12 protein-coding genes are annotated in these 13,843 nt (G+C 52.6%); 10 read left to right on the forward strand and 2 right to left on the reverse strand.

Annotated features, from left to right (window positions below; translation table 11 throughout):
• Positions 1-4: 4 nt before the first annotated feature.
• Positions 5-1,669 (forward strand): acyl-CoA carboxylase subunit beta, encoded by a 1,665-nt coding sequence (locus tag IPI29_06940; GenBank protein MBK7412273.1) that lies wholly within the window; start codon positions 5-7, stop codon positions 1,667-1,669.
• 2 nt (positions 1,670-1,671) lie between these two features.
• A complete protein-coding gene (locus tag IPI29_06945; protein MBK7412274.1) occupies positions 1,672-4,299 on the forward strand; it encodes an FAD-binding oxidoreductase in 2,628 nt (875 codons plus the stop codon).
• Here IPI29_06945 and IPI29_06950 read toward each other — a convergent pair.
• Positions 4,293-5,396, reverse strand: a complete 1,104-nt coding sequence (locus IPI29_06950; GenBank protein ID MBK7412275.1) for a glycosyltransferase — start codon at positions 5,394-5,396, stop codon at positions 4,293-4,295. The genes IPI29_06945 and IPI29_06950 overlap by 7 nt on opposite strands.
• 115 nt (positions 5,397-5,511) lie before the next feature.
• Here IPI29_06950 and IPI29_06955 point away from each other — a divergent pair, with 115 nt between their 5' ends.
• The 8 genes from IPI29_06955 (at position 5,512) to IPI29_06990 (ending at position 12,586) form a co-directional block, all read left to right on the forward strand.
• Positions 5,512-6,879, forward strand: a complete 1,368-nt coding sequence (locus IPI29_06955) for an MATE family efflux transporter (protein MBK7412276.1) — start codon at positions 5,512-5,514, stop codon at positions 6,877-6,879.
• 456 nt (positions 6,880-7,335) lie between these two features.
• Positions 7,336-8,121, forward strand: coding sequence for a hypothetical protein (locus IPI29_06960; protein MBK7412277.1), 786 nt, complete (start codon positions 7,336-7,338; stop codon positions 8,119-8,121).
• Between the two features lie 295 nt (positions 8,122-8,416).
• Positions 8,417-9,274 (forward strand): DUF2971 domain-containing protein, encoded by an 858-nt coding sequence (locus tag IPI29_06965; protein MBK7412278.1) that lies wholly within the window; start codon positions 8,417-8,419, stop codon positions 9,272-9,274.
• A gap of 341 nt (positions 9,275-9,615) precedes the next feature.
• A complete protein-coding gene (locus IPI29_06970; GenBank protein MBK7412279.1) occupies positions 9,616-9,948 on the forward strand; it encodes a hypothetical protein in 333 nt (110 codons plus the stop codon).
• Positions 9,949-10,195: 247 nt separating this feature from the next.
• Positions 10,196-10,663, forward strand: coding sequence for a hypothetical protein (locus IPI29_06975; protein ID MBK7412280.1), 468 nt, complete (start codon positions 10,196-10,198; stop codon positions 10,661-10,663).
• 319 nt (positions 10,664-10,982) lie between these two features.
• Complete coding sequence (locus IPI29_06980) at positions 10,983-11,579, forward strand: sigma-70 family RNA polymerase sigma factor (protein ID MBK7412281.1); 597 nt, start codon at positions 10,983-10,985, stop codon at positions 11,577-11,579.
• Positions 11,580-11,583: 4 nt separating this feature from the next.
• Positions 11,584-12,117, forward strand: coding sequence for a hypothetical protein (locus tag IPI29_06985; protein ID MBK7412282.1), 534 nt, complete (start codon positions 11,584-11,586; stop codon positions 12,115-12,117).
• Entirely contained in the window at positions 12,107-12,586 is a 480-nt protein-coding gene (locus tag IPI29_06990) for a hypothetical protein (GenBank protein ID MBK7412283.1), read from the forward strand. Before IPI29_06985 ends, IPI29_06990 begins: the two co-directional genes overlap by 11 nt.
• Here the strand turns inward: IPI29_06990 and IPI29_06995 are convergent.
• Entirely contained in the window at positions 12,579-13,835 is a 1,257-nt protein-coding gene (locus tag IPI29_06995) for a NupC/NupG family nucleoside CNT transporter (protein MBK7412284.1), read from the reverse strand. The two genes, IPI29_06990 and IPI29_06995, sit on opposite strands and share 8 nt — an antisense overlap.
• Positions 13,836-13,843 lie beyond the last annotated feature (8 nt).

Here is a 13,843-nt window from a genome sequence, read left to right on the forward strand (position 1 = left end):
CGACATGGCGAACGTCATCGGAACAGCAATCACGCACGACCTGGTCTTTGAGGCCAATGCCGATGCGAATAAACAACTGACCCGCGTCATCGAGGCCAAGGCCCAACAGGTGATGCTTGGTGGCGGTAAAAAGGCCATTGAGCGCCATAAGGCCAAGGGGAAACTCACGGCCCGAGAGCGGATCGATCTGTTGATCGACGAAGGAACTGATGTTCTGGAGATCGGACTCTTTGCAGCCCAGGATATGTATGAGGCTGAAGGGGGCTGTCCATCCGCCGGTGTTGTTGCCGTTGTGGGAATGATCAGCGGTCGAGAATGCCTCATCGTAGCCAACGATGCCACGGTCAAGGCCGGTGCATGGTTCCCGATGACGGCAAAGAAGAACATGCGCGCGCAAGAGATCGCCATCGAGAACCGTTTGCCGATCATCTACCTCGTTGACTCAGCAGGCGTCTTTCTGCCGATGCAGGACGAGATCTTCCCCGATAAAGAACACTTCGGACGTCAGTTCCGCAACAACGCCATTCTGAGCTCCATGGGTGTTCCGCAGATCGCTGCCATCATGGGACCATGTGTTGCCGGTGGTGCCTACCTGCCGATCATGAGCGATGAAGCGATCATCGTGAACGGTACGGGAAGTGTCTTTCTTGCCGGCCCCGCACTTGTCGAAGCAGCCATCGGAGAGAAGACCGATATCGAACCGCTTGGCGGAGCAACGATGCACAGCACGGTGAGTGGTATCGTTGACTACAAGGTTGAAAGCGACGAAGAGGCACTCATCAAGATCCGTTCACTCGTGGATAAGTTCGCCCCCTCCAAGGGAAAGAGTGATCTGTTCTCCCGCGTTGAACCGCGCGATCCGGCATTTGATATCGACGAGATCTATGGAATCCTGCCGGCCGACCGTGCAAAGCCATACAACACACGTCAGATCATTGCCCGACTCGTCGACGCCTCGGAGTTCGATGAATACAAGGCCGGATACGGTCAGACCATTCTCTGCGGCTATGCCCGCATTGATGGTTGGGCGGTTGGGATCGTTGCCAATAACCGCGAGATCTGTAAGTCGGGCAAGGGTGAAATGCAGGTAGGGGGCGTGATCTATTCCGACTCTGCGGACAAAGCTGCGCGCTTCATCTTGAACTGCAATCAACGCGGCATTCCGCTGGTCTTCTTGCAGGACGTAACGGGCTTCATGGTGGGCACACGTGCAGAACAAGGTGGCATCATCAAGGATGGAGCCAAACTCGTCAACGCCGTTGCCAATAGCATCGTCCCGAAGTTCACGATCGTGCTCGGCAACTCCTACGGCGCAGGCAACTACGCCATGTGCGGCAAGGCCTATGATCCACGCCTGATCTATGCATGGCCTACGGCGCAGATCGCCGTGATGGGTGGAAGTCAGGCAGCAAAGACGGTGTTGACCATCAAGGTAGCTGCGCTTGAGAAACAAGGCGAGAAACTCACACCCGAAAAACAGCAAGAACTCTTGCGAGAGATCCAAGCCAAGTACGAAGCCACCACCACGCCGGTCTATGCAGCATCAAGACTTTGGGTTGACGGGATCATTGCGCCAACAGAGACGCGCAGGGTGATCTCCTGCGGCATAGCAGTGGCCTCGCACCAAGGCACGTTGCCGGAACTTAAGACCGGCGTCTTCCAGGTGTAGGAATGACCGAGCTTAGGAACCTCATCGGCGACGACCGCGTGTCCACGCAGCTCATCGATCGATTGGCCTTTGCTCATGACGCGAGTCTGTACCGTCTTGTACCACAGGCTGTGGTACGTCCGGCCTCTGTTGAGCACATTCAGCAACTCCTCGCCTGGTGCATCCGCACGAGCAGTCACCTTACGTTCCGTGCAGCAGGGACAAGCCTGTCAGGTCAGGCCGTAACTGACGGCATCCTCGTTGACCTCTCACGTGACTGGACATCGGTCACCGTGCTCGATGACGGTCGCCGCGTACGCATGCAACCGGGCATCACGGGAGCGCGCGTCAACGCTCACCTCCGGACGCATGGTTGCAAGCTCGGTCCCGACCCGGCATCGATCATCGCCGCAATGATCGGCGGCATCATCGCCAACAATGCAAGCGGCATGTGTTGTGGCACAGCGCAGAACTCCTACAACACACTCAGCAGCATGACATATGTGCTTGCCAACGGTGTTACCATTGATACTGCACAATCCGATGCTGACAGGCACTTGCAGGAACGTGCGCCGAGCATCCATCAAGGGATAGCAACGCTTCGTGATGACGTGCGTGCAGATGAGGGTCTCGTTGCAACCATCCGTCGGAAGTATGCGATCAAAAATACGATCGGCTATTCCCTCAATGCATTTCTCGATGAAGATGAGCCGGCAAGGATCATCGCGCGTTTGATGATCGGCAGTGAAGGCACCCTGGGATTCATCTCGGATGTAACGCTCAACACCATTGCCGACGCCACAACAAAGTGGACGGCGATGATCGTCTATGACTCTGTTGACGAGGCCTGTGCCACCGTGCCGTTCTGGCGCGATGCCGGCGCAGCAGCCGTTGAGATCATGGATGATGCCTCGTTGCGATCCTTTGCACAGTTGACAACAACACCGGATCATCTTCGGATCACTACACCGGGCGCATCGGCATTGCTCGTGGAGTTCCATGATGTGGAGCCCCCTTCAACAGCTTCTTCTGTTTCGTGGACTACTGATCCGCGTGAACAAGCCATTCTTTGGAGGTTGAGAAAGGGGCTCATGCCTTCCATCGGAGCGATGAGGCCGCAGGGTGCAACGATGATCAACGAAGACATCGCCGTTCCGCCGCATCTTCTGGCCTCGTTGGTGAAGGACGTGCGTGCAAGCTTTGCTGAGTTTGGCTATGATGAAGGGATCATCTTTGGTCACGCAAAGGATGGAAACATCCACTTCATCGTGAACCAGTCCTTTGAAACGCAGGCCGAGATCGAACGCTATGAACGGTTCATGGATCGTATCGCCGAGATCGTGGTCGACCGTTATGCCGGTTCACTCAAGGCAGAACACGGCACCGGTCGCAACATGTCGCCCTACGTTGAACGTGAATGGGGAAGTGCCGCCTACACTGTGATGTATCGTGTGAAGGAACTGCTCGATCCGCACGCCATCCTCAACCCCGACGTAGTGTTGTGCAGAGACGTGCATGCCCATGTGAAGAACATCAAGAGTGTGCCATCCATTGGACGGGAATCAACAGCCAACCTATGCATCGAGTGTGGGTTCTGCGAACATGTTTGTCCAAGTAGGGGGCTGACCCTTACGCCACGACAACGCATTGTTCTGCAGCGGGAACGTGTGATCAATGCCAATGATCGTGCAATGGTAGCAGAGATCGATAGATCGTTTGTGTACAGCGGAATTGAAACATGTGCTGCCGACAGTATGTGCAGCGTGGTGTGTCCGGTGGGCATCGATACAGGCGCGCTCATCAAGGAAATGCGAGCAGAGAGTACATCACGCGGCTCGCGCATCCTTGCCTCGGTGATGTCCAAGAATATGAGACTCGTAAACAGCGTTGCGCGTGTTGGGTCGTCGGTGATCCGTCGGTATGGAAGACCACACAGGGCTGCATCCAACACTCTTGACCGACCCGATGCGATCTACGTTCAAACATGTCCGTCAAAAACCCTTGGTGCCGGACGTGATGGCATGTCCCTGGATGAAGTAGTGCTCTCGTTGGCTCAACGCGCCGGATTGCGACTCACAGTGATCGACTCCGACGCCTATTGTTGCGGTCAGCCCTATGCATCAAAGGGGTTTCATGACGCCGCACACGAAACATCATCAGCCCTCATCAACCACCTTCTCTCCCTTAAGTCAGGGTCTGCCATACCGGTGATCATCGACACCTCAACATGCGCTGCTGCGCTTGTAGGTGAGGCCACGCAGCTCGGACTCCAGATTATCGATCAAGTCGGGTTTGCGGAGTTGGTGATGAAGGGGCTTACCATCACCTCTCGCGTGAACCGAGTGGTGGTGCATCCCGGTTGCGGTGTTGAGAAACTTCGATCGACCGAGACCTTCATGAACGTTGTGCGGCCATGTGCACAAGAGGTTGTGGTGCCTCCATCAGCCGGATGCTGCGGAATGGGCGGCGACAGGGGATTGATGTATCCTGAGCTGGTGGAATCGGCTCTGCGATCAGAGAAGAACGAGATACCGACGGGTGTTGACCTTGGGGTCTCGTGTAATGTTCTTTGTGAGGGGGCCCTCACACGTCAGACCGGCATCCCGTATATGTCTCTGCTCCACCTTGTAGAGCAGGCAACACGTCACTGACGGAACACCTGGTTCTTCCACACGATGCGCTTGCGCAGCGTCACGAACGGAAGTAGGAGCTCGAGCAGTAACAAGGCAACGATCGACGGTGCAACGGCAGGGAAGACCTTCCAACGTCGAAGCCGAGCCACAGACGTGGTGATCAGCAACCCGTCACCCACGATGCGAAGAAGCAAGAAGCCCCCTGCCCACAACCACTCATGATTGACGATGCTGGCAACGAGTCCGACCCAATACGTTGCACCACTGATGACAAAGGCAACGGCCTTGCTGCCAAGTGCCATTCCGCCACGCACCCAACGGTGTTTTTGACGCAGGTACTCGCCCACGGTTTCGCAGGGCAGTGTCTCTACGGTTGCCCGTTCATCACACAGGTAGCGTACGCCCTTGCCGGCATTCGACATCGCCTGAAGCAGTGCAAGGTCCTCTGTGATGCTGAACTCGATCGCTGAATATCCGCCGAGTTCTTGGTAGGTTTCTGCGCGAATGGCCATGTTGTTTCCGAAGCATCCGAGTGGGACGCCATTTTGGATACCGGCCCTTGCCATGGTCTGTGTGTACAACCATTCGATGTCTTGTAAAACATCAAACAAACGTCGTAACCGTATGACAGTGAAGCCGCATACCAGCGAGACCGTTTCATCGGCAAATGGGGCAACCATTGTGCGAAGCCATTCCCGGTGGACCAAACAGTCGGCATCGGTCAACACATACACACTACCCGTAGCGTGATCGATTCCGTGTTGTAATGCTCCCGGTTTCCCCTTGAGGTTCGGGTGGTCCAGCGTATCACGTCGGTGCAGGGGACGGACCTTTGGCAGTTTTGCCGCAAGGTCTTCCAAGACCTGTTCTGTTGCATCATCACTTCGATCATTCACCACAATGATCTCAAACCTGTCAGCCGGGTAGTCACTTGCGCTCAGCGCCGTGAGGCAGCGTTCGAGGTTAGCCTCTTCGTTTCTGGCCGGGACGATCACACTTACAAACGGCACCTCCGTTGACACAACACGCTGCGGTGTGGGGCGGGCCTGTCCGATGAGGAAGAAGGCCAGCCGAGCAGCGTAGATCGTCGTTGAGATAACGAGGAGTGTGAACATCGTGTTGCGTGTGTGAATCCAACGTCAAGATACCGCGTTGGAGTTTGGCGCACCATTACGAAACATTCATGTTCGTATTACGTTAGTGCGCAATTGCTGAAATTGCACCTATACCATGTCTGCATCTGCCGCTGGTCGACGTCGCGTCGACCTCATCAACGACCCCATAGACGGTTCCCTTCGGCTGTTCGCCATCCCCTTGGCGTTCAGCTTTGTTGTGAATATGGTCTATTCACTGATCGACCGATATTACGTCTCCCGGCTCGGTGATGCCGCCATTGCTGCCATCGGCACCAGTGATCAAGTCGTCTTCTTCCTCTTCACCCTCGTAAGCGGCTTTGCTGTCGGCACCGGCATCATCGTATCCCGTCGATTCGGCGAAGGTGATCACAAGGGGGCTTCTCGTACCGCCACACAGGCCCTTGTCGGCATGGCTGTCATGGCCTCGGCGGTGACCGCTGCCGTCTACCTCCTCCTTCCTACCGTTCCCGTCCTCATGCGGATGACGCCAGAGGTGGCCGAGCTCAGCACGGCCTATCTCGGCATGCTGTTGATCGGCTTTACGTGCAACCTCTTGAACTTCCAGATGTTCAGCATCGTTCGCTCAACGGGCAACGCCATGTTCCCAATGATGGTCTTGGTTGCAACCGTGATCCTCAATGCCGTGATCGCCCCCTTCCTGATCTTTGGCATCGGACCCTTTCCCGAGATGGGTATGCAGGGTGCAGGTTTAGCAACAGCCATATCGCAGATGAGCGGGACCGCCATTGCACTTACGGCGTTGTTGCGTGGCAAGACCAACATGCACCTTGACTTTTCCGAATTCAGACTCGACTTCGATCTGTTATCGCGCGTAGCAAAACAAGGATTCCCTGCATCGTTACAGATGTTGTCCGTCAGTCTGAATCGCGCTGTGATCTTCACCATCGTCAGCAGTTTCGGAACGCAGGTAACAGCCGCCTACACCCTCGGTTTGAATGTGGACATGTTCGTCTTCATGAGTGTGTTTGCCGTCGGCATCGCCGTTGAGACAGCCACCGGTCAGAACCTCGGAGCCGGCAAACCAGATCGCGTTTGGGGATTCCATCGTAGTGCGATGAAGCAGATGATGATCCTCATGGCAGGGCTCGCCATTGTGGTGTGGTTTATGGGTCGCCCCTTTATCGAACTCTACACCAGCAACCCCGGCACCTTGAGCGAGGCCACCACCTACCTCCACATCACCGTGTTCGGATACATCTTCTTTGCCGTTGGTCTCATCACCGTACGTGTGATCAGCGGAGCCGGTTCATCGATCATCTCCATGCTCGTCACATCCGGCTGTTTGCTCGGATTCCAGCTCCCATTGAGCTACGCGCTGAGTCACGCCACCTCACTTGGCGCCACCGGCGTTTGGGTAGGAATCCTCATCGGCTACATCGTCTTCGCAACAGTGGCGCTGCTGGTGTTGAGAAGCAGGGTGTGGTTAAGAGCAAGAGTGTGAGGCAAGAAATGACGCAATGACGTAGTGACTCAATGACGCAATGACGTAGTGACTCAATGACGCAATGACGTAGTGACTCAATGACGCAATGACGAAGTGACAAAATGACGACGTTGCTCTACGTCCTAACGTCAAACAGTCTTACCGTCACAACGTCACTTTGTCATTAGGTGATTGTGTCAATTCGACCGAGGTCCCTCGTCGCTACGCTCCTCGGGATGACGCCACTCGCCGGCTTGTTTATAGGTTGAAACGCCCGTAACTAACTTGCTAATCCCAATTCTAGATTAAAGTTGTCTGGGCGTTGGATTGTGATCTCAAGTGGTCACGAGAACATGGATTGCAGTTGTCAAAATTGGTTGAATCTGCAAACGACATACCTTGCCACGAAAGTGGGAGAAGATCATCTGGCGGTAGCATATTAGTATTCGACCCATTAACAGGAGAACTGAACATATGGCAAAGATGAATCAGGGATTGGCTGTTAGCCTGTTGATACCACGTTCCATAGATGATCTAGCTACGGGTGAAAAGATCTTGGACTTGTGGGAGTCGAAGCTTCCAAACCTGCTCCCCGAACGATATGGCAATTGGGAGCCATTGCGAGGCGTATTCGATATCAACGACAAGGCTCGCATGTTAGAGTCATGGAAGAGCCCTTTCATAGCAAGTAGGAGAAAGCCATATCTCGATTCAATGATTTCAATGGGTTTGATGAAACTTGAGTTTCACGGATCATGGGACATCACTACAAAGATTGGAGAGGTCGATCTCGAGGAAATTAAGGAGTTCGTAGAAGTAGCTTCTAGCGAATTGGATGTTGATCACTGCTGTATCAATCTATTGTCAGAGCAAGAGGTGCAATCAGGTCGTCAGAGCGGAACGATATTGGTAGCAGATTCGAAGGCTACCGATTTCGGATTCATGATTGCAAGTCATCGGTTGAATCAATACCTCCCTGACGTGTATTGGATGACCTTGTATGGCCCTCCATACATCGAGTTGTTCGGCCGTGACCAACTACTCGCGGCGCCAGTTTACAGCGTGACAGAACTTCGAACAGGTCATATCATGGTGCAACTCACGGAGGACATCAATGACATGATTGTTGATCCAGAGCACTTTGCGCTTGTCCGCAGCAGATTCAAGGACCATGTTGGTCAAGATGCTTTCTTTTCCGTCGATCACACTGGACCGTATCGAGTTCCCACATTCAATCGTCGCCAATCGCTTGGTGTTTAATCGATCTCCCCTGGAGAATATGCTCCCAGTGACGCCCTCATTCCGCTCGTAGCTGACCACCGATTTAACCGGTATCTGACTTGCAATGCCCAATGCTAGATTGCAGTAGTCAAGGCGTTGGAGGGCGAACTCAAACACGTGTAGATCATATTGATCTAGTGACCACCAGTTCGTAAGAAATACTGAGTAGATAATGGCACGCAAAACACCCAAAATACTCTATCACTACACATCGTATCAAGCGGCAAGATGTATCCTTCAGGAGAAGTCTATTCGACTGTATCGGAGTGATAGCATGAACGACCCAACTGAGATTGTTGAAGGGATTCGCTTGCTTATTGATGTAATTCTTGATCTAGCAGACAAGTACAAGGGAAGAACAGAGATTCTTAATCGATTGGGAACATGCTACTATCATACCGTTCGTGCTTTTAGTCACTACAGCCGACATACGTCGGAGAATTTAGAAAAGTTTGGCATGTCTAATGATCAGGCAAAACTTAGTGTCTTTGTAGATCGGTTTGCACAGCCGTCAGAAGATGAGTTAAAGAAAGTACGCGTTGTATACATGACTAGCTTGTGCGAGAAGCCTGATTCCATCGATTTGTGGAGGCCGTATGGTGATGATGGACGTGGAATAACTATCGGAGTTGATTCTAGTGCTTTACAACGTATGAAGCTTCCCGGGCGTTCAGAAGAAGGGTCTCGTTCTTATCCATTGTTTCTTTTGAAAGTGTTGTACGATAGATCAAGGTACGAGCGATCAGTCAGGAAACAGTTGCAAAAGATGATTGATTCGATTGCCTCACCGGATGCAGTGAATTTGATTGAAACCTGCGAGCAACTATTTAAGCTTGTGGTCTGCTATAAAGATCATCATTACACCTCTGAGCGTGAGTGGAGGTTGTTTGTATACGCGAAGCGGTACTACCATACTCCAGAGTTTGACCACACTAGTAATCAACCACGTCCATACTTGAAATCGCCTTCAATCGATCCAATAGGTTTCAAAGAGGTTGCTACAGGTCCATGCTCTCCTTTTGATTGTGAACAAGACGATGCATGGAAACACTATCTTAGTTCCGTCTGCAAACTGGACTTGGAGGAGATGAATCTGCAACATCTGAATTCAATTCCGTACCGCAGGCGGTAGTTGTGAACTGTTTTCCATCGGAATCAGTGAACTAGCTTTCAAGATGAAGTCACCAAGCACGAAATATCAGTACATCGGCTCTATGACACTTCTTCCGAGGTCCTGAGGAGCCGAGTTACAAGGAATCTGGGAAATCACGAAGCCACACGATGACCAAGGACTATTCAACACGAACCGGCTCCCCCTCTCGAGCGTAGCGTGCGAGAGGGGGCTGGGGGGTGAGATAAGTTCTTCGAGAAGGCATCGGGGGATGAGCCAATACTTTCGCAGATGAGCTAGTTTCACAACAACGAAATCAACCTACGTGTCTATGAAAGTGGGGAAAGATCAGGGAAATGAAAATGAGTAATGAATCGCTTGAAACGGCTATGAAGCAGCATTATGAAATGAGATTTCCAGAATTTCCAAACAATGATGCGTTCGCAGATTGGGTAGCCAGTTTGGCAGAATATGGCGGGTATGTATATGGTCTAGCTACACAAGTATTCAGTGGCATCGACATCAACTATGTTCAATTGGAAATGCAGCATGGAGAGATGACTGCTCAATTCAATGCAATTTATTCAGCGTCGTTCAACCTCCAAGATCAGGCCATTCATGATGCATGTCTCGTGTACATGTATTGTCTTGATTCGCTAGTTCGTGAGGTTCTACATTGTAAAAGTAAACTCTAGTGCAAGTGGTCCGGGGTCGCGGGCTAATCAAGTCACAGTGAGATTCCACCCTCAGTGTCCACTTCAGGCCGCTAGTAGCCAACCACTGCATCAACAGGCCGTTTACTTTTCCAGCTCAATACTAGATTGCAGTTGTCAATTCGTTGGGATGTGGACTCAAGTGGTCGCTGTCAATCGGATTGTGATGGCGATGACTGCAGGATTGCTTGAAGAACGCACGGGTCTTGAAAACACATAACGAAACAACATGGCACTCTGGCAATACACATTCCAAATCGTAACTAAAGAGAGTTACGAATACTTGCATAAAGATTCTAATCCGGTCTCTGGTGAAGATGGTTTTGATGAAGAACCATATTGGCTGCTAACGCCAACAAAGAGGTCCTTGTTTGACGGTATAAGTTCTATAATCTCAAAAGGAAAGTCGTGGTCGGATGCCCTAGATGTTTATGGCAATCTTGAGTCAAACTGTCTGAACGTTCTCTTTAATACTGCAACACAAGAAGTGGAGTCGGTGTCTTTTAGAATCGATTACACAAGGCAATATGAACATGTTTGTAGGGCTATCATAGAATTCTGTATTCTGAAAGGAATGGTGGTCCTAGATGAAAAGTTAGAGATCGTACCAATGAGTTACGAGGCAATTAAAGCGCTCATTGAAGACTCATCTCAAAGAAAGCGGTATGATCAGATGAGCAACTATAAGCCTGAATGATTATACAATTGAACCGCGGTTCGACGCCGCTCGCCGGATTGTTCGCATTGAAGTTTTTAAAGTAGACAGCGTCATCCCGAGGAGCGGAGCGACGAGGGACCTAAGAACCAAGAAGTGAGCAGTGCCCAATAACACGAACCGGCACCCCCTCTCGAGCGTAGCGTGCGAGAGGGGGCCGGGGGGAGAGCTAAGGTGTTCGAGAAGGCATCCGGGGATGAGCCAAGAAATGCTTGGGGGAGAGTTAAACCTCCCTCGCCGCCATGAGTCCAAGGTCAGCTAAATTGAGCTAACGACGTTTGGACAGGAAACCGTGAGCAGCATGGCACTCATATTGGACAGTGATGCGGACATACTGGACGCGTATCGGACGGGTCAGCAAGACCGTGCGATAACGGCGTTTGTGCGCAGGCATCAGCGGTTTGTCTATAGTGTGGCGTTCCGACAGCTCAGTCATGTTGAGGATGCTCAGGACGCGGCTCAAGAGGTCTTTCTGCGGGCATCTCAGAAATTGGGTGAATTCAAGGGCGATAGCACACTCCAAACGTGGCTGTATCGCATCACGGTGAATGTCTGCCTCAACATGCGACGGAAGAAGCGGTTCCTGAGCTTCTTTGCCATCGGTGAAGGGGAAGGGGAGAGAGATGTGAAGGGGGCTGATCATTCGCCATCGACGCACGCTGAACAGTCGGAGTTTGAAGCGTACTTCCGGTCGGTCCTCGACACAGTCCCGCCAAAACAACGCGAAACGTTCTGTATGCGCTACTACGACGAATTGTCCTACGAAGAGATCTGCGCGATCACCGGCACCAGCGAAGGCGCCCTCAAGGCGAACTACCACTGGGCAGTGAAAAAGATCGCTGCTGCCATTCGAACAAGTGAATACTACGAGGAGTGGCTTGATCATGTCAAAGCCTAACACCATGTCATCTGCACAAGAAGAACTGCGAGCCCTGCTCGCTGAAGAATTCAGCGAACAGGAAACACGTGCTCTTGCTTCATCATTTACGCAAACGGCGGAACAGATCCACCGTGAGGCTGATGCTGCTACACGAAACCTGAGTGTCTTCGTTCACGAGGCGCGTCAGCATGCACATCGTCCTCGACGTGGTCTCTTCTTCGGTTTTGCTGCAACAGCACTCACAGCAGCCGCAGCAGTGGTCATCGTCCTGCGCGAGGAGCAGGTGACAACACAAGCACCAGTTGCACTTCAACCAACAGCATTGCAAACCGAACGCATTGTGGAACCGGTTGCGGTGCCCACAGCAGTTGAAACACCACAAAGAAATACGAGAACACGTAGCGTCTCTACAACGGACGTTGCTGCTATTCTTGCCGATGCAGAAGAAGAACAGATCATCGAGACGATCACACAGTCAGTGAGCGAGACGGTAACGTGGACGCTTCAGGAAACCGATGTGGACGTCCTACTGGGAGCACAGAACAATGGTCTCTAAACTCACGATCATACTGACGATGGTCCTGCTGGGCATGACCACGGTTATTGCTCAAGACGATGACTTCGATGGTCCGCCCCCTCGCGAAAAGATGATGCAGAAGATCGAAGACTTGCGGAAGATGAGATTGCTCGACGTCCTCAATCTGCAAGGCGATCAGGTAGAGAAGTTTTTCTCTGCCTACAATCGCTATCAGGGGGCGGTGATCAACGCAAAGAAGGATCTCGATCGCAAGGCCATAGATCTGCGTGAAGCCACGGAGTCAGGGGCTGACGAGTCTGTCCTGAAAGGAAAGACCGACGCGGTTCTGGCTGCGATGAAGGTCTTTGAAGAGGCGATCAACAAACGTCATGCAGAAGTGAAGTCGCTTCTGAGCGTTCGACAATACGCTACCTACATTGCGTTTGAAGCACGGTTCCAAGAAGAGCTTACCCGACTCATCATGCAGCGGGCCCGTAAGCCTAGATGAAGAGTCCGGCCACACAGGCCGTAAAGAGATTCGCCAACGCACCGATACACATGGCCTTGAATCCAAAGCGCGCAACTTCGGCGCGTCGGTTCGGGGCCATCATGCCATAACCGCCGATCTGAATACCGATCGACATCACATTGGCAAAACCGCATAGAGCAATAGTTGCCAAACGAACGGTCCGCTCACTTAAAGCCCCTTGCGAGACAAGTGTAGCAAGGTTGTCATAGGCGATGAATTCCGTCATAGCGATCTTGGTTCCCAACAACGACGCAAATGTCTGCGCCTCGCTTGATGGGATGCCGGTTAGCCATGCGAACGGTAGGAAAACGTATCCCAAGATCTGCTCGATCGATGTTGGTACATGAGCAAGACCAATGGTGCTCAGCTGTGCAGAGCCCATACCAAGGAGGGCATCGAGAAAGGCAACAATGGCCTTGAAGGCAATTAGAACAACGATGACGTTGAGGGCGAGTTTGGCTCCGTCGAAGGCGCCGTGGGCGATGGCGTCGAGGAGGTTGCCGGCGGTGTGTGTCTCGACTTCCGGTGTCTCGACTTCGCTCGACATGACGCTTTTGCTCGACCTGACGTGGGGTTCGGCGATCTTCGCCAAGGCAAGGGCAGCCGGGGCAGCAAGGATGCTGGCGATCATCAGGTCTGTTGCATTGATGCCGCGGGCAACGTAGACGCCCATCGTGGAGCCGGCGATGGTTGCAAAGCCCCCTACCATCATGGCGAAGAGTTCTGAAGATGAGATGTAGGGGATATAGCGTTTGACGAGAAGGGGCGATTCCGTCTGCCCAAGGAAGATTTCGCCAACAGCATTGATCGACTCAATGGGGGAGGTCTTCATCGTCCGCTCAAGGATGCGCGCTGTCCAACGAACGAATCTCTGCATGATGCCGTAGTGGTATAGCACGGCCATGCAGGAGGAGAAGAAGACGATCACGGAGGTGATCGTGATGGCAAACTGGAAGCCCACAACGGCTTGTCCGGCGGGCAGCGCGAGGTTTCCAAAGAGGAAGGCCGCACCTTGCGTGGCAAAACTCAAGAACCACGTTACGCCATCACCGAACCACTGAAATGCTCGAACTCCGGGCGGGAAGACCACAACGATGAGCGCAAGGATCAGCTGAAGGGCAAGTCCCCACAGAATGGTTCGCCAAGAGATCCCTCGCTTGTTGGATGACCAGAGCCAGGTAAGACCGAGAATAACAACGATGCCGATCGCACACTGAATCTGGGCCATGCCGCCGT

The sequence above is a fragment of the Ignavibacteria bacterium genome, from assembly GCA_016707005.1.
In the GTDB taxonomy this organism is placed as follows: Bacteria; Bacteroidota; Ignavibacteria; order Kapaibacteriales; family Kapaibacteriaceae; genus UBA10438.